The organism is Nocardioides plantarum, from assembly GCF_006346395.1.
Taxonomy (GTDB): Bacteria; Actinomycetota; Actinomycetes; order Propionibacteriales; family Nocardioidaceae; genus Nocardioides; species Nocardioides plantarum.
The window spans coordinates 73717-90098 of sequence record NZ_VDMS01000001.1; the positions used below are offsets into that span (position 1 = coordinate 73717).

Here is a 16382-nt window from a genome sequence, read left to right on the forward strand (position 1 = left end):
GTCACTGTCATGTTCGGCGGCGCGTCGGTCAGAGGCCCTCGGCCATGCCGGCACACGCCTTGAGCCATGACATCCGGGTCTCCTCGGACAGCTGGGCGTAGGGCACCACGCCTCCGGCCACCAGGACCGGGTCGTAGGGCACCCGGTAGACCGCACGGGTCCGCTGCTCGTAGACCTGCACCAGGTCGTGCGCCAGCTTGTTGTCGACCTGCGGCGACGGGTCGGACAGCACCGTGACGCACTTGCGCTTCAGGTCGGTCAGGCCGGCGTCCTGCAGGGCGTCGAGCATCCAGAGCCCGCTGTAGCCGGTGTCCTCGCGCACGGTGCTGGTCACCACGAGCAGGTCGGCGGCCTCGGCGGCCGCGAGCCAGTTCTCGGCCCGCATGTTGTTGCCGGTGTCGACCAGGATGATCCGGTAGAACCGCTCGAGGAGGGCGTGGACCTCCTTGAAGTCGTCGGCGTGGATCATCCCGGTGACGTCGGGGCGCTCGTCGGAGGCCAGCACGTCGAAGTGGGCGTCGCCCTGCGAGCGCACGAACGCGCCCAGGTCACCGATCCGCGACTGGTAGACGTCCTTGAACCGGCCGAGGTCCTCGAGGAGCTCACGCGTGGTGTTGCGGTGCGAGCTGCGGGTGCCCCGGATGCCGAGGGTCCCGCGGGTCTCGTTGTTGTCCCACGCGACCACGCCGCCACCTCGGACGGTGCCGAAGGTGTAGCCGGTCGCCAGCACGCCGGTCGTCTTCGCGGCGCCGCCCTTGGGGTTGATGAACACGATCGTCCGCGGGCCGTCGAAGTCGCGCTGGATCGCCGCGCGGTCGGTCTCGTAGGCGACCTCCTTGGGGCCCATGGACGGCTTGATCGTGCCGCCGGACCAACGGCGGACGCGCCCGCGCCAGCCCCACGTCGCCGGGCCGAGCTCCTGCTCGCTGTCACGGCGGTCGAGGAAGTCGGTCGCGGTCATGAACCGCCGCGGCTCGGCCTGCGGCTCGCTCGCCGGTGCCGAGGCCGGCGGGGGCCCGACCGGCGGAGCACCGGACGGGGCACTGGGCGGGGCACTGGGCGGCACCGGCCCGGCCGCGGGCGGCGTGACCGGCGCTGCGACGGGGGGTGCAGCAGTCGGCGGTGCGGCAGCCGGGGGCACGGCGACGGGCGGCGGCGCGAACGCGGCCACGGGAGGCGCGCTCGGCGGTACGGCGGCAGCCGGCGGCGCAGACGGCGCTAGAGACGGGGCTGCGGACGGCGGGGGGCCGCTCGGGGGCGGACCCGCGGGGGCGCTCGGGGCCTGGCCGACCACGGGAGGAGCAGCCGGTCCAGCCGGTCCAGCCGGGGGGACGACCTGGGTCGGCCACGGGTCACCCAGCGGGTCGTGGAGCTGCTGGGCGAGCGCGTCCGAGGGGTTGACCGCGGGCGGGGTCGACGCGGGCGGCCCAGCCGGGGCAGCGGGGGCCGGCGCCACCTGCTGGCGCGCGTAGGCCTCGAGCTCCTCGGGGGTGTAGAGCCGGTCGCTGGTGGCGGTCGCCTCGGTCTCGCCCGGGTCGTCGGTGGGCGGGTGGGTCATGAGGCCTCCTCGAGAACGGTGTCACGACGCGGTGACTCTATGACCAGCGCGCCGTCGGGAGACACGTGCCCACGTGCCGACGACGGAAACTCCGGTCCGGAGCTCCCGGTCCGGGCAGCCCGCCCGTTCAGCGGTCGAGGTGACGGGCCCAGGCGAAGCAGAACAGCCCGTAGGCCGCGAACCCGAGGCCCATCAACGTCAGCAGCACCGGCCCGTAGGGCTGCTCGAGCACGGTGCGCAGTGCCTCGTCGAGCCCGCCGGACTTGTCGGCCTCGTGGGTGACGGCGGCGTAGACGAACAGGCCGCCGACCACCCCCAGGGCGATGCCCTTGGCGACGTGCCCGACCCGGCCGAGCACCCGGTAGGCGGTGCCCGTGTCGCCGCTGCGGCCCTCGCCGTCGAGCTTCTTCAGGTAGGACTCCTTCCAGGCGATCACCAGCAGGGCGATCCCGACGCCGATGACCGCCAGCCCGGCCGCACCCACGAGGATCTGCCCCCCGGGCAGGTCCATCACCTTCGCGGTGGTCGAGTCGGTGCCGTCCTTGGAACCGCCACCCGAGCCGGAGCCCGACGCGACGCGGAAGGCGCTGACCGCGATCACGGCGTACAGGACGGCCTTGCCGGCCGCGACGACGCGCTTGCGCAGCCGCTTCTTGTCGTCGGTCTCCTCGCGGTAGCCGACGGCGGCGTCCAGGCCCTTCCAGACGACCAGCAGCACCATGCCGATGCCGACGGCCCAGACCAGGGCGGTGCCGAGCGGCTGCTCCTGCAGCTGCTGGAGCGCCCCCTCGCTGTCGGCCGAGGACTCCCGGTCGCCGAGGGCGAGCTGGACGGCGAGCCACCCGATGATCAGGTGGACGACACCGAACGCGACCAGCCCCGCCGAGGCGGCCCGGTCGAGCCAGTCGCTGTCGTCGACCTGGCGCGCGGCGTTGTCGGCCGTGTTGCCGGGGGTGCTCACGACAGGTCCCCGATCGCGGTCTCGATCGCCCGGTGGAAGGTCGGGTAGGCGTAGATCATGGTGCGCATCATGGCGACCGGTACGGCGGCGTGCACGGCCAGGGCCAGCAGCCCGAGGATCTCGCCGCCGGCCGGCCCGACGACGGTCGCGCCGACGAGCACCCCACGATCGGCGTCCTCGACGACCTTGACCAGGCCCCGGGCGCCGGGACCATGGGTGAAGCCGCGCGAGGACTGCTCGAGCGGGGTGCTGCCCACCCGGACGCTCAGCCCGGCGTCGCGGGCCTGCTGCTCGGTCAGGCCGACGCCGGCGACCTCGGGATCGGTGAAGGTGACGTGGGGCAGTGCGTGGTAGTCGGCGGGCGACCCGTCCTGGCCGAGCAGGTCGCGCTGGGCGATGCCCGACTGGTACATCGACACGTGGGTGAACGCGCCCCGGCCCGTCACGTCACCGATCGCCCACAGGCCGTCGACGCCCTCGACCCGCAAGCGGTCGTCGACGTCGAGCCGGCGCGCGGACGGGTCGAGCCCGACGGTCTCGAGGCCGAGGTCGTCGAGGTTGGGGGTGCGGCCCGCAGCCACCAGCAGCTTGTCGGTGACGACGTCCTCGCCGTCGATCGTCAGCGTGAACGCGCCGTCGGCGTAGGTCACCCGGCTCGTCTCGGCCGAGGTCAGGACGCGGATGCCCTCGGCGACCAGGACGTCCTGCAGGATCGCCGACGCCTCGGGCTCGCTGGCCGGCACGAGCCGGTCGCCGTGCTGCACGATCGTGACCCGCACCCCGAACCGCGCGAACACCTGGGCCAGCTCGCAGCCGATCGGGCCGCCGCCGAGCACGACGATCGAGCCCGGCAGGGTGTCGGCGCGCAGGGCGTCGCGGTTGGTCCAGTACGGCGTCCCGTCGAGCCCCTCGACCGGCGGAGCGGCGGGCCGCGTGCCCGGGTTGAGCACGACGCCGCGCTCCGCGACGACGGTGCGCGTCGAGCCGTCGGGCAGCTCGACGGTGACCCGACCGGGTCCGTCGAGCCGGGCGACGCCGTGCTGGACCTCGGCGCCGGCGTCCTCGAGGCGGCGTACGGCGATGGTGTCGTCCCACCCGGAGGTGGCCTCCTCGCTGACCCGGCGCGCGACCGGCGCCCAGCTCGCGGTGACGCTCACGTCGCCCGCGAGGACGGCGGCGCGGCCGGCCTCGGCGAGGGTGTCGGCCGCGCGCACCATCATCTTCGACGGGATGCAGCCGTAGTAGGGGCACTCGCCGCCGACGAGGTGCTTGTCGACGGCGAGGACCTTCAGGCCCGCCTGGGCGGCGCCGGTGGCGAGGGCCTCCCCGCCGGGTCCGAGTCCGATGACGACGACGTCGTAGGTGTCAGGCATGGGTCCAGCATGTCGGACCGACGAGCCGGAGGTCAGTCGTCGGCGGGGTGAGCCCGCTGGATGGCGCCCAGGACGCCGTTGACGAAGGTCGGGGACTCGTCGGTCGACAGGTCCTGGACCAGCGCCATCGCCTCGGTCACCGCCACGGTGCCCGGGACGTCGTCGGCGTAGAGCATCTCCCAGACCCCCAGGCGCAGCACGTTGCGGTCGACGGCCGGCATCCGGTCGAGGCTCCAGCCGGTGGAGTACTGGTCGAGCAGGCCGTCGATGCGCACGACCTCGGCCGCGACGCCACGCACCAGGGTCAGGGTGTAGTCGTTGGGCGGGCCGTCACCGGCGTCGATGACGCGCTCGAGCGCCTCGGTCGGCGACTCGCCGCGCAGGTCGGCGGAGTAGAGCACGTCGAGGGCGCGCTTGCGGGCCTTGGAGCGGGCCCCCATCAGGCGGGGCCCACGGACGGGCTCGAGAACGGGGTCACGACTTGACGCGACCCATGTAGGACGAGTCGCGGGTGTCGACCTTGACCTTCTCGCCCTGGTTGATGAACAGCGGCACCTGGATCTCGTGACCGGTCTCGAGCGTCGCGGGCTTGGTGCGACCGGTGGCGCTGTCGCCGGCGAGGCCGGGCTCGGTGAAGGTCACCAGGAGCTCGACGGAGGCGGGCAGCTCGATGAAGAGCACGCGGCCCTCGTTGGTGGCGACCACGGCCTCCTGGTTCTCGAGCAGGAAGTTGGCGTTGCCGCCGACGATCTCGGGGGCGATCTCGAGCTGCTCGTAGTTGCCGGTGTCCATGAAGACGAAGGACGAGCCGTCGTTGTAGAGGTACTGCATCGTCGAGCGGTCGACCGTCGCGGTCTCGACCTTGGTGCCGGCGTTGAACGTCTTGTCGACGGTCTTGTTGGACTCGACGTTCTTGAGCTTGGTCCGCACGAAGGCGGGGCCCTTGCCCGGCTTGACGTGCTGGAACTCGATGACGGCCCAGAGCTGGCCCTCGATGTTGAGGACCATGCCGTTCTTGAGGTCGTTGGTGGTAGCCATGCGCGCAGGTCAGCCTTCGTCGTCGGGAGATGTCACGGGAGTTCTGTCGGTCGCCGGCACCGACATCTCAGGCGCCCGGGCAACAGCGCAGGAGTCTATCCGCCCGGACCGGATCTCAGCGATTGCCAGCGGCGGCGGTGCGTCTGGCCACACACTGGGGGTCGTTCCAAGGGAGGGACCCCACATGAAGAACGTCAAGACCGCGCGCCCCATGGCCGCCCTGGTGACCACCGTCGCCGCCGCCCTGCTCGTCGTCGCCCCGATCGCGGCCGGGCCGGCCGAGGCCGCCGCCAAGACCTACAAGAACTGCGACGCGATGCACCGCGACTACCCGCACGGTGTCGGCAAGCCGGGCGCCCGGGACAAGACGTCCGGCAAGCCGGTCACCAACTTCAAGGTCAGCACCGCGCTCTACAACGCCAACACCAAGAGCGACCGCGACAAGGACAAGATCGCCTGCGAGAAGCGCTGACCCCAGCCCTCAGCCCAGGCGCCACACGACCTTCACCGTGACGGACAGGTCCGAGCGTCCGGCCCGGATCGGCACGCTGCTCAGCGCGTCGGCGGCGTAGGTCAGCCGGTAGCCGGACGACCTCTGGACCTGGCTCTCGTAGGCCTCCGGTCCGACCTCGACCAGGGTCTCCACGTCGCCCAGCTCCTGGCCGGTCGCCTCGGCGTACTGCCGAGCCTTGGCGGTCGCGACCTCCACCGCCTTGGCCCGGGCCTTGGCCATCGCCGCCTCGGGGTCGCCGACCCGCAGCTGGATGTCGCCGACGCGCACGGCGTTGCCGCCGGCCGCGACCGTCGTCGTGATCGCCTGGCCGGTCCGGCCCAGGCGCTTGACCAGCACGGCGACCGACTGGTCGACCCGGTAGCCCCGGAGCACCGGGGGCTGACCCTTCACGCGGTCGTAGACCGGCGTCATCTGCAGGCCGGTCGTCTCGACGTCGCTGCGTGCGATGTCGAGTCCCTCAAGGCGCTCGAAGATGCGGTCGAGCACCGCGCTGGAGTCGTCGAGCGCGGTCTGCAGGTCGTCGCGCTCGACCTTCACCGACACGTCGAACGATGCCTGGTCGGGCACGACCGAGGCCTCGCCCTCGCCGCGCATGGTCAGGGTCCGTGGCTCGTCCGTGCCCGTGTCGTCGGTCGTGTCGTCGGCCGCCGCGACCGTGTCGCCGGGTGCGGCCTGGGCGCTGGCCGTCGTACCGTCGCGGCCGACGAGGAAGGCCGCCGCCAGCGCGAGCAGCACCACCCCTGCCACCAGGATCCCCTTGACGCTGACCGTCACCTGCTGTTCCATCGCTGCCTCCGTCGTCCACCGGTCGTCCGTGCGGCCACGTCTGTGGCTGTCCGGACGACGAGGTGGCGGCGGCTGGGGTTCCGTGCCGGGCTCGGTGCCCGCGCTCAGAGGCCGAGGCGCGCCAGCACCCGGTCGGTGGCGTGCCCGTCCTCGAGCGAGGTGAAGGTCGAGCGGAACCGTGCGTACTGGTCGGCGTGGCGCGCCACCTCGGCGTCGAGCCGGCCGAGCACCTCGACGAGCTCCTCGCTGGTGCGCACCAGTGGGCCCGGCGCCTGCGAGACGAGGTCGAAGTAGAAGCCGCGCACGGTGCCCTCGAAGCGCTCGAGGTCGTGGGCCAGGAGCACGATCGGCCGACCGGTCACGGCGAAGTCGAACATGGTGGAGGAGTAGTCGGTGACGAGCACGTCGGCGGCGGCGTACAGCTCGCTGACGTCGGGCCACCACGAGACGTCGTGCACCCCGTCGTGCGCGGCGATCTCGGCTCGCGCGGTCACCATGTAGTGCGCCCGGACCAGGAGGTCGTGGCTCTCCCCCAGCGTCTCGGCGAACAGCCCGAGGTCGAGGGGCAGCGCGATGGCGGGTGCACCGTCGGCGAAGGTCTCGTCGTCCCGCCAGGTCGGTGTGTAGAGGACCACGCGCGAGGCCTCGTCGAGCCCGAGGGCGTCGCGGACCCGGGTACGCACGGCGGCGGCGTCGGGGCTGCTGAGCAGGTCGTTGCGTGGGTAGCCGTGCTCGAGGACCTCGCCGTCGTAGCCGAAGGCCTGCCGGAAGCGGGGGGTGCTGGCGGGGTTGGGCGACAGCAGCAGGTCCCACCGGGCGACGTCGTGGTCGAGCCGGTCGAGCCGGCCCGGCGGTGCCCAGAGGACGTCGCGGTGGATGCGCTTGAGGGGCGTGCCGTGCCAGGTCTGCAGGTAGGTCGTCGTGGACGGCTTGTCCCAGTCGACCTCGGTGTGGGTGTTGGCGATCAGCAGGTCGGCGGACTCCAGCGTCGCGCGGGCGTCGGGTCCGGCGATGTCGACCACCTCGACGTCGTCGGGGAACCCGGCCCGGTGGCCCTGGTCGCCCAGCCACACGTGCTCGATGTCGGGGCGGTCGCGCAAGGCCTCGAACAGCACCCGGGGGTTGTCGCTGTAGCGGCCGCCGAAGCTCTGGTAGACGATCCTCATCGCGGGTCTCCCGGGGTCGTGAGCGAGGTGGTGACGAGGTCGTGGACACCGGCCCAGTCGTCCACCACGGCGTGGGCGCCGGCGTCGAGCAGCTGGGCGCGCCGGGTGGCCCGCTCGTCGGCGGGCACGAACACGAGGTTGCCGATCACCGGGATGCCGGCGCCGACGGCGGACAGCACGCCAGCCGTGGCGTCCTCGACCGCGAGCGCGTCGGCCGGCTCGACCCCCAGCACCCGGGCGGCCAGGACGTAGACCGCGGGGTCGGGCTTGCTCGTGGGGACCTCGAGGGAGTCCTGGGCACTGAAGCGGTCGGCCTCGGGGAAGAGGTCGGCCAGGGCGGTGGCCTGCAGGCAGGCGTCGAGGCGGGCCAGGGCGCTGGAGCTCACCAGGGCGAGCCGCACCCGGTCGGCGAGCCCGCGCAGGACGTCGCCCACCGCGGCGTCGGGGCGCAGCACCGAGGCGAGGTGGGCGGTGACCACCCGTGCCTCCTCGTCGACCTGCTCGTCGAGCTCGGTGGGGTCCAGGTGCCGTCCGTGCTCGCGGGCCAGGTCGCCGGCGAGCGCGCGGAAGTTGCGGCCCAGGGCCTCGCGGCGCAACGTCGCGGCGTCGTACTGCAGGTCGACGCCGAGCCGCGTGAGGAACCGGTTGGTCACCGCGACCGAGGCGTCGAAGGCGGGGTCCTCGGACGGGAACAGGTTGCCGTCGGCGTCGCACAGCAGCGCCCGGACCGGGGTGGGCAGGGGCTTAGGAGGCAGCGGCACGGGCCTGATCCTCCCCGGTGGTCAGTCGCCGCTGCACGGAGGCCACGAAGGCCGGCACCGCCGCGAGGTCCCCGAGGCCGGCCGCCACCAGGAACGGTCGTACGTCGTGGGCCGCGCCCCGCGCCAGGGGCACCAGCGTCGAGGCCGCCGGGTCGGTGGCCACCTCGGGAGCCTCCGCGTCGCGGTCGAGCTGGTCGATCCAGGCGGCGAGCGTGTCGGTCAGCACCGCGCGGGGTGCGCCGGCGTGCACGGCGCGGCGCAGCGGAGGGGCGAGGTAGTTGAGGACCCGGACCGACCCCCGGCCGCGCAACCGCTCCAGCGGGTCGGCCAGCGCCTGGTTGGCGAAACGACCGAGGAGGTCGGCGACGTAGGCGTCGAGGTCGACGCCGGGCACGTGGGCGAGCAGCGGCGTGACCTCGAGCCGCATCATCCGCGACACCGTCGCGGCGAGGACCTGGTCGCGCATCGCGTCGGCCGTCGTGCCGTGGCCGGCGCGGCCACCGAGGAAGCCCAGGGCGACGTGGCTGGCGTTGAGGAGGCTGGTCTTCATCGCGACGAACGGGCGGGCATCGGCGACCATCTGCACCCCGACGGCGTCCAGCGGCGGCCGCTCGGCGCAGAAGGAGTCCTCCACAACCCACTGGCGGAACGACTCGCAGACCACCGGAGCCGCGTCGATCAGGCCGTGGCGGCGCCGCAGCCACGCCCCGTGCTCGGCGTCGGAGGGCGGGGTGATCCGGTCGACCATGGTGCTGGGGAAGGTGACGTGCCGCTCGACCCAGGCGGCCAGCCGGGGGTCGCGGGCCTCGGCGACGGCGAGCACACAGGCCCGGGCGGCGCGGCCGTTGTCGGGCAGGTTGTCGCACGACATCACGGTGAACGGCCCGCGCCCGGCCCGACGACGGCGAGCGAGCGCGTCGACGACCAGGTCGAAGGCGTCGACCGGCGAGGGCGCGGGGATGCCCGGCGGCGTCGGGACGGCGGCGGCGTAGGCGGGTGCGGTGATGGTGAGCGTCACGACCTGGGTCTGCGGGTCGGCCATCCGGCGCACGAGGGCCGCCGGGTCCGCGACCGCGTCGACCTGGTCGCGCAGCACGCCGACCACCCGCACCGAGCGGGACTCGCGCCCCACCTCGGTGACCGAGTAGAGGCCGTCCTGGCGGGCCAGGCGGCGTACGGTCGTGTGGGACCGCAGGCTGCTGCCGACCACGCCCCACCGGTCGGACACGCCGCTCTGGGCGAGGTCGTGCAGGTAGACCGCCTGGTGGGCCCGGTGGAAGGCACCGGTGCCCAGGTGCACGATGCCGGGACGCAACGACGCCACGTCGTAGGACGGCACCTCGACGTCGGGACCGAGCCCGGACATCGGCTGGGTCCCGAGGCGGACGGCCCCACGGGCCGGTCCGGCGACCGGCGCACCGGGCCGGACGGCCGCCGTCACAGACGCTCGGACGGGCTGTCGCCGGGCGGTCCGGCAGAGCCGGGACGGGCCGAGAAGCCCGGGATTTCGGGGAGTGAGAATCGCGGGAACATGCCCCAAGGTACCCGGCGGACTCCGGTCCGGTTCACGCGGGAGTCGCCGGGGCGTCACCCGGCAGCCGTCTCGACGTCAGGGTCGGGTGAGCCGGGCGAGCGACTCGAGGGCCAGCCGGTAGCCGTCGATGCCGTGTCCGGCGACCACCTCGGCGGCGTGGGCGGTGACCACGGAGGTGTGCCGGAAGACCTCGGGGCGCTGGGTGGGGTCGCTGATGTGGACCTCGACCAGCGGCGCGCTGAGCTGCGCGCAGGCGTCGAGGAGGGCGTAGGAGTAGTGGGTCCAGGCCGCGGCGTTGAGCACCACCGGAGTGGCCTCGTCGGCGGCCTCGTTGAGCCAGTCGAGCAGGACGCCCTCGTGGTTGGTCTGGCGTACGTCGACCGCGAGCCCGAGCGGCTCGCCCCAGCCCACGCAGAGCGCGGCGAGCTCGGCGTGGGTCGTCGTGCCGTAGATCTCGGGCTGCCGTCGCCCGAGGCGCCCCAGGTTGGGGCCGTTGAGCACGAGCACCCTCACGACGCCGCCCCCGAGATCGCCGCGAACGCCTCGCGCAGGTGCTCCTCGGACGGGCCGGACAGCACCGTGGGGCGCCCGACGTCGTCGAGCACGACGAAGCGCAGCACGGCGCCGCGCGACTTCTTGTCCACGCGCATGGTGGCGAGCAGCTCGTCGAACCCGGCCCCCGCGTAGGTCGTCGGCAGCCCGACCCGCGCGAACGTCGCCCGGTGCCGGTCGACCACCTCGCGGGGCAGCCCGGCGGCCCGGTGGGCGAGCTCGGCGACGAAGACGCAGCCGATGGCCACGGCCTCGCCGTGGCGGATGCCGTAGTCCTCGGCCCGCTCGATCGCGTGAGCCAGGGTGTGGCCGTAGTTGAGGGCCTCGCGGCCGGGGTGGCCGTCGGCGCCGCCGGTCTCGCGCAGGTCGGCGACGACCACGTCGACCTTGACCCGGATGGCCCGCTCGACCAGCTCGCGCAGCACCGGGGACGACGCCACCAGCTCGTCGGGGTCGGTCGTCTCGACGAGCCGCAGGATCTCGGGGTCGGCGATGAAGCCGCACTTGACCACCTCGCCCAGCCCCGCGACGAGCTCGTCACGCGGCAGCGTCTCGAGCAGAGAGAGGTCGCAGATGACCCCGGCGGGCTCGTGGAAGGCGCCGACGAGGTTCTTGCCGGCCTCGGTGTTGATGCCGGTCTTGCCGCCGACCGCCGCGTCGACCATCGCCAGCAGCGTGGTCGGCACGTGCACCACGCGGACCCCGCGCAGCCACGACGCGGCGACGAACCCGCCGAGGTCGGTCGTCGCTCCCCCGCCGAGGGTGACGACGACGTCGGAGCGGGTGAACCCCTCCTCGCCCAGCGCCTCCCAGCAGGAGTTGGCGACCTCGGCCGTCTTGGCCTCCTCGCCGTCGGGCACGACGAGCACGGTGACGTCGCGGTCGGGGTGGCTCTCGACGAGGGCGTCGGCCACCTCGCCGACCAGCTCCTCGAGAGCCTCGGGGCAGATCACCGCGACCCGCAGCGCGTCGCCGACCATCTCGGGCAGGTGGTCGGCCAGGTGGTGGCCGACCACGACGTCGTACGGCGACGCGCCGCCGACGTGCAGGACCGTCTCGGGTGCGTGCTCGAGGTCGACGTCGTCGGGCGAGTCGTTCACAACGCCTCCAGGATGCGGGTGGCGACCTCGTCGGGCGAGGTCTCGTCGGTGTCGATCACGAGGGTGGCGACCGACTCGTAGATCGGCGCCCGGGTCTCCAGGGTGGTCTTGATCTGCGCGCGGACGTTGCCGAACAGCAGCGGGCGTCCGGCCCCGAGCCCGACTCGCTTGACCGCCTCGGCCAGGCCGACGCGCAGGAAGACCACGCGGTGCCCGGCGAGCAGGGCCTGGGTCGACTCGTCGAGCACGGCTCCCCCGCCGAGCGAGAGCACGCCGTCGTGCCCGGCCAGTGCCTCGGCGACGGCCGCACGCTCGAGCGCGCGGAAGTGCGCCTCGCCCGAGTCGACGAAGATGTCGGAGATCGTGCGCTGCTCGGCCGCCTCGACGTCGGCGTCGGTGTCGCGCGCCCGGACGCCGAGCCGCTCGGCCAGCAGCGCCGCCACCGTCGACTTGCCGGCGCCCATCGGGCCGACGAGCACGACCACCGGACCGTCGGTCACCTGTACCTCAGCGCCTCGACGTACGTCGACCAGTTGCGTCGGGTCTCGCCCAGCGAGTCGCCCCCGAACTTCTCGACCACGGCGTCGGCGAGCACGAGGGCGACCATCGCCTCGGCGACGATGCCGGCCGCGGGCACGGCGCACACATCGGAACGCTGGTGGTGGGCCGCGGTCTGCTCACCGGTGGCGACGTCGACGGTGCGCAGGGCGCGCGGCACCGTGGCGATGGGCTTCATCGCCGCGCGGACCCGCAGCACCTCACCGGTGGTCATGCCGCCCTCGGTGCCGCCGGAGCGGTCGGTGACGCGGCGCAGGGCCCCGTCCTGGGTGACGATCTCGTCGTGGGCCAGGGAGCCCGGGGTCGCGGCGAGCTCGAACCCGTCGCCGACCTCGACGCCCTTGATCGCCTGGATGCCCATCAGCGCGCCGGCCAGGCGCGAGTCGAGGCGTCGGTCCCAGTGGACGTGGGAGCCCAGGCCGGGCGGGAGCCCGTGCACGACGACCTCGACCACACCACCGAGGGTGTCGCCGTCCTTGTGGGCCTGGTCGATGCGGGCGACCATCGCGGCAGAGGCCTCGGGGTCCAGGCAGCGCACCGGGTCGTCGTCGAGCCTGGCGACATCGTCGGCCTCGGGCCACAGACCCGCAGGCGCGCGCACGCCGCCGAGCTCGATGACGTGGGAGACGATCCGCGCGCCGACGGCCTGCTCCAGGAAGTTGGAGGCGACCCGGCCCAGCGCGACCCGGGCGGCGGTCTCGCGCGCCGAGGCCCGCTCGAGCACCGGCCGGGCCTCCTCGAAGTCGTACTTCTGCATGCCGGCCAGGTCGGCGTGGCCGGGGCGCGGTCGCGTGAGCGGGGCGTTGCGACCGGTCTCCTTCAGCAGGCCCGGGTCGACCGGGTCGGCCGACATCACGGTCTCCCACTTGGGCCACTCGGTGTTGCCGATGGTGATCGCGACGGGTCCGCCCTGGGTGCGCCCGTGGCGCACGCCGCCGTTGATGGTGACCTGGTCCTGCTCGAACTTCATCCGCGCGCCGCGGCCGTAGCCGAGGCGTCGGCGCGCGAGCGAGTCGTCGATGTCGGCGGTCGTCACCTCGACGTGGGCCGGGAGCCCCTCGAGGATCGCGACCAGGGACGGGCCGTGGGACTCACCCGCGGTCAACCAGCGCAGCATGGCGCCAGTCTCGCACCGGCGTCGTCACCGACGGTGCGCGGTCACCCCGTCGCGAGACGGTCGGCGACCGGGCCGCCGGCGAGAAGGCCCACCACGATCCCGGCCAGCAGGAACGGACCGAACGGGAAGTGGTGCTTCAGCAGCCCCGCGTCGCGGCGTACGACGGCGAGCAGGACCCCCGGGACACCGAACAGCAGGAACGCCGAGTAGAGCCCGACCGCCCACTCCGCCCACCCCTGGTGGGCCAGGGCGAGGCCACAGAGCCCGGCGAGGCGGACGTCGCCGTAGCCCATCCCGGGCGGGTAGACGAACCAGATCACGAAGAACAGCCCGAACCCGAGGGCGAGTCCGACGACCCCCCGCACGAGCTGGTCGGGCTCGCCGGACAGCGGCCACAGCACGAGCGCCGCGGTCAGGGCCAGCACGACCGCACCCGAGACCACCGACCGCGGCAGCAGCCGGGTGTGCAGGTCGACGACCGCGAGCAGCACGCCGATCGGGACCAGCGGCAACAGCACCGCGAGGTCGCGGTCGACCCCGACCGCCACCACGACCAGCACGGCCACCACGGCCGCCACGACGCTGGAGACCGGCCCGAGGTACGGCGCGGCGGCGACGTCGACGTAGAGCGGCTTGGGACCCTCCTGGAGCCGACGCTGCTGGCGCTCGGTGAGCGTGCCCCCGAGGGCGAGGGCCTCGAGCTCGGCGCGCTCCGGGTCGGGCCCGGGCTCGGGCAGGTGAGCGATCGCCACCGGCACGAGCAGCCCGAGCAGCCCGCACGCCACCGCGGCCAGGGCCGCGACCAGCACCACCTGGTCCGTCAGCTGGGCCATCAGCCAGCCGCCGCACGCGCCTCGAGGGCGCGCTGCCCCGCCGTCCGCATCGCCTCGAGGGGGCCCGGATGGCCGGTGAACAGCTCGACCTGCAGCACCGCCTGGTGCACCAGGAGGTCGAGCCCGGCGACCAGCGCCCGGTCCGACGCCACGGCGGCGGTCGCCAGCGGCGTGGGCCAGGGGTCGTAGAGCACCTCGAAGACCACGTCCACGTCGTCGCAGCGGCGCACCAGGTCGGGGGTCTGCGCTGCCGCCGGGACCGTCGACACCAGCACGTCGGCGACGACGGGGGCCTCGTCGAGGGCGCCCACGCTCACCGCCGGACCGCCAGGGTGCGCCGCGATCGCCGCGACCGTGTCGGCCGCCCGCTCCGGCGAGCGGACGAGCAGGCGTACGGCGCGTGCGCCCAGGTCGCACATCGCCAGGGCGGCCGAGGCGGCCGTGGCCCCGCCGCCCAGCACCAGCACCGTCGACACGTCGTCGGACCAGCGCTCGCGCACCGCGGCCGCCGCACCCGGCAGGTCGGTGTTGTCGAGGCGCAGCCGCCCGTCGTCGACCACCACCGTGTTGGCGCCCCCGGCCAGGTCGACGGCCGGGGTCCGGTCGGCGACCAGCGCCAGCACCTCGCGCTTGAGGGGCATCGTCAACGACAGCCCGCGCCACGTCCCGTCGGCGACCCCCTCGAGGAACCCCGCGAGCCCGCCCGACGGCACCCGCACCGCGTCGTAGGTCCAGTCGAGCCCGAGCACGTCGTACGCCGCCCGGTGCAGCGTCGGCGACAGCGAGTGGGCGATGGGGTCGCCGAGGACGGCGCAGCGCATCAGCAGCGGTCGGATTCGTTGTCGCAGTAGTCGCGCAGCTCCTGCTTGAGGCCCAGGAACTCGTCGTAGGTCTCGGCGAACTTGGTCTCGCCGGTGCCTAGGTTGACCGTGACGTAGTAGAGCCAGTCGCCCTTGGCCGGCTTCGTCGCCGCCTCGAGGGCCGCACGGCTCGGGGTGGCGATCGCCCCGGGAGGCAGACCGACGTTGGTGTAGGTGTTGTAGGGGCTGTCGGCGACCTCGTCGATCTGGGCCTGCGTGAGCACCGCGACCCGCTCCTTGCGCGCGAAGTTGACCGTCGCGTCGAGCTGGAGCTTGCCGATCGTCTCGGCGGTCGGGTTCTCGAGCCGGTTGTAGATGACGCGGGCGATCTTGGCCTTGCCCTTCTCGTCGAGCAGGCTGCCCTCGGCCTCGATGAGGCTGGCGATGGTGACCAGGTCGTGGGCGCTGTAGTCGAGCCGCTTGGCGGCCGAAGCGACGCCGAGCCTGCCGAGGGTCTGCTTGGTGCGCGAGACCATGGCCGACAGGATCGCCGTGGCGTCGTCGTCGGGGAAGAACGTGTAGCTGCCCGGAGAGAGGTAGCCCTCGACGTCGCCCTCGGCCTGCGCGGGCAGCCCGAGCGACTCGGGGTCCTCGAGTGCGGCCTGGTACTGCCCACGGCTCACCCCGGTGTCCTTCGCGAGCAGCGAGACCACCTCGGAGACCCACTTGCCGGAGGTGAACGTGAACGACGTCCCCTCGGTCCTGCCGCTGACCAGGAGGTCGACCACGTCGGCGGCCTTCATCTCCTTCTTGAGCTGGTAGACGCCCTCGCCGATGCCGCGCGAGGCCGTGTCGGCCTCGGCGGCCTCCACGTAGGCCTTGCTCGAGGCGACCACGCCGAGCTCCTCGAGGTTGCGCCCCATCGCCGAGATCGAGTCGCCGGTGGACACCGTGAAGACCACCTCGCCGGTGCCCGGCCCGGAGTAGTCCTTGGCCTCGTCGGAGGCGAAGGGGTTCTTCAGGTCGATGCTGCGGACGAGGAAGAAGCCTCCGGCCGCGACCAGGGCCAGCACGATCAGGACCGGGAGGCACCCCGAGCGGCGCTTGCGCCCGCGGCGTCGTCCGCCGGCGGCGGAGCCACGGGGGGCCGCCGCCGCGGAGCCGCCGAGCAGGCCGTCGTCGTCATGGCTCCCGTGGTCGACCCCGTAGGGCTCGTGGTCAGACATCGGGCTCCTCGGGCGGTGGGGACGTCGGCTGAATCGTCACGAGCTCCCCTGGGGGGAGCCCGGTGGCCCGCTCGGTGTCGAGCGCGTGCTGCAGGATCAGGACGGCCGCGGCCTGGTCGACCACCGCGCGTCGCTGGGCGCCCTTCGTGCCACGGTCGCGCAGCATAGCCTCCGCCGAGACGGTGGTCAGCCGCTCGTCGACCAGGCGCACCGGGAGCGGGGCCACCGAGGTGGCGAGCTTGAGGGCCCACTCCCGCGTCTTGAGCGCCGCCGGTCCCTCCCTGCCGGACAGCGAGCGCGGCAGCCCGACGACCACCTCGAGGACGCCAGGGCCGGCCGAGTCGTCGGCGATCGCGCGCAGGATCTGACGGATCCGCTTCAGGTCGCCCTGGCCGCGTCGTACGGTCTCGACGGGGGTGGCCAGGAACCCCGACGGGTCACTGCGCGCGACGCCGATCCGGGCGTCACCCGGGTCGATGCCGAGCCGCGGGCCCGGCCTCATCGG

18 protein-coding genes are annotated in these 16382 nt (G+C 73.6%); 1 reads left to right on the forward strand and 17 read right to left on the reverse strand.

All coding sequences use genetic code 11. The annotated features are described in order from the left end of the window. Positions 1-28: 28 nt before the first annotated feature. The 5 genes from FJQ56_RS22565 to efp all read right to left on the reverse strand — a co-directional run bounded on the left by FJQ56_RS22565 (position 29) and on the right by efp (position 4930). Positions 29-1558, reverse strand: a complete 1530-nt coding sequence (locus tag FJQ56_RS22565; RefSeq protein ID WP_246083921.1) for a MinD/ParA family ATP-binding protein — start codon at positions 1556-1558, stop codon at positions 29-31. Positions 1559-1685: 127 nt separating this feature from the next. Continuing rightward, positions 1686-2519, reverse strand: a complete 834-nt coding sequence (locus FJQ56_RS00370) for a DUF1206 domain-containing protein (RefSeq protein ID WP_140007244.1) — start codon at positions 2517-2519, stop codon at positions 1686-1688. Then, a complete protein-coding gene (locus FJQ56_RS00375) occupies positions 2516-3892 on the reverse strand; it encodes a dihydrolipoyl dehydrogenase family protein (protein WP_140007245.1) in 1377 nt (458 codons plus the stop codon). Before FJQ56_RS00375 ends, FJQ56_RS00370 begins: the two co-directional genes overlap by 4 nt. 32 nt (positions 3893-3924) lie before the next feature. Continuing rightward, a complete protein-coding gene (gene nusB / locus FJQ56_RS00380) occupies positions 3925-4332 on the reverse strand; it encodes a transcription antitermination factor NusB (protein WP_140007246.1) in 408 nt (135 codons plus the stop codon). A 34-nt stretch (positions 4333-4366) separates the two neighbouring features. Further along, positions 4367-4930, reverse strand: a complete 564-nt coding sequence (gene efp, locus FJQ56_RS00385) for an elongation factor P (RefSeq protein WP_140007247.1) — start codon at positions 4928-4930, stop codon at positions 4367-4369. A 184-nt stretch (positions 4931-5114) separates the two neighbouring features. Here efp and FJQ56_RS00390 point away from each other — a divergent pair, with 184 nt between their 5' ends. Continuing rightward, on the forward strand, positions 5115-5402 hold the full coding sequence (locus tag FJQ56_RS00390; protein ID WP_211350710.1) for an excalibur calcium-binding domain-containing protein: 288 nt from the start codon (positions 5115-5117) through the stop codon (positions 5400-5402). Between the two features lie 9 nt (positions 5403-5411). Here FJQ56_RS00390 and FJQ56_RS00395 read toward each other — a convergent pair whose 3' ends face one another. The 12 genes from FJQ56_RS00395 to ruvX form a co-directional block, all read right to left on the reverse strand. Continuing rightward, positions 5412-6230 (reverse strand): SIMPL domain-containing protein, encoded by an 819-nt coding sequence (locus FJQ56_RS00395; protein ID WP_140007248.1) that lies wholly within the window; start codon positions 6228-6230, stop codon positions 5412-5414. 104 nt (positions 6231-6334) lie between these two features. After that, positions 6335-7396, reverse strand: a complete 1062-nt coding sequence (locus FJQ56_RS00400) for a CDP-glycerol glycerophosphotransferase family protein (RefSeq protein ID WP_140007249.1) — start codon at positions 7394-7396, stop codon at positions 6335-6337. Continuing rightward, the gene (locus FJQ56_RS00405) at positions 7393-8157 is read right to left on the reverse strand and encodes an HAD family hydrolase (protein ID WP_246083922.1); all 765 of its coding nucleotides are present in this window, start codon (positions 8155-8157) and stop codon (positions 7393-7395) included. Before FJQ56_RS00405 ends, FJQ56_RS00400 begins: the two co-directional genes overlap by 4 nt. Further along, positions 8141-9523, reverse strand: a complete 1383-nt coding sequence (locus FJQ56_RS00410; RefSeq protein ID WP_140007251.1) for a mannitol dehydrogenase family protein — start codon at positions 9521-9523, stop codon at positions 8141-8143. The genes FJQ56_RS00405 and FJQ56_RS00410 overlap by 17 nt, the downstream gene beginning before the upstream one ends. Positions 9524-9766: 243 nt before the next feature. Further along, positions 9767-10204 (reverse strand): type II 3-dehydroquinate dehydratase, encoded by a 438-nt coding sequence (locus FJQ56_RS00415; protein WP_140007252.1) that lies wholly within the window; start codon positions 10202-10204, stop codon positions 9767-9769. After that, positions 10201-11343, reverse strand: a complete 1143-nt coding sequence (gene aroB, locus FJQ56_RS00420) for a 3-dehydroquinate synthase (protein ID WP_140007253.1) — start codon at positions 11341-11343, stop codon at positions 10201-10203. Before aroB ends, FJQ56_RS00415 begins: the two co-directional genes overlap by 4 nt. Further along, the gene (locus tag FJQ56_RS00425; protein ID WP_379148450.1) at positions 11340-11843 is read right to left on the reverse strand and encodes a shikimate kinase; all 504 of its coding nucleotides are present in this window, start codon (positions 11841-11843) and stop codon (positions 11340-11342) included. Before FJQ56_RS00425 ends, aroB begins: the two co-directional genes overlap by 4 nt. Then, positions 11840-13018: a chorismate synthase gene (gene aroC, locus FJQ56_RS00430; protein ID WP_140007254.1), complete on the reverse strand. Its 1179-nt coding sequence runs from the start codon at positions 13016-13018 to the stop codon at positions 11840-11842. The genes FJQ56_RS00425 and aroC overlap by 4 nt, the downstream gene beginning before the upstream one ends. A gap of 41 nt (positions 13019-13059) precedes the next feature. Next, a complete protein-coding gene (locus FJQ56_RS00435; RefSeq protein ID WP_140007255.1) occupies positions 13060-13851 on the reverse strand; it encodes a prepilin peptidase in 792 nt (263 codons plus the stop codon). Then, positions 13851-14672, reverse strand: coding sequence for a shikimate dehydrogenase (locus tag FJQ56_RS00440; RefSeq protein WP_140007256.1), 822 nt, complete (start codon positions 14670-14672; stop codon positions 13851-13853). Before FJQ56_RS00440 ends, FJQ56_RS00435 begins: the two co-directional genes overlap by 1 nt. Continuing rightward, entirely contained in the window at positions 14672-15877 is a 1206-nt protein-coding gene (gene mltG, locus FJQ56_RS00445; RefSeq protein ID WP_140007257.1) for an endolytic transglycosylase MltG, read from the reverse strand. Before mltG ends, FJQ56_RS00440 begins: the two co-directional genes overlap by 1 nt. Next, positions 15870-16379 (reverse strand): Holliday junction resolvase RuvX, encoded by a 510-nt coding sequence (gene ruvX, locus FJQ56_RS00450; RefSeq protein WP_140007258.1) that lies wholly within the window; start codon positions 16377-16379, stop codon positions 15870-15872. The genes mltG and ruvX overlap by 8 nt, the downstream gene beginning before the upstream one ends. Positions 16380-16382 lie beyond the last annotated feature (3 nt).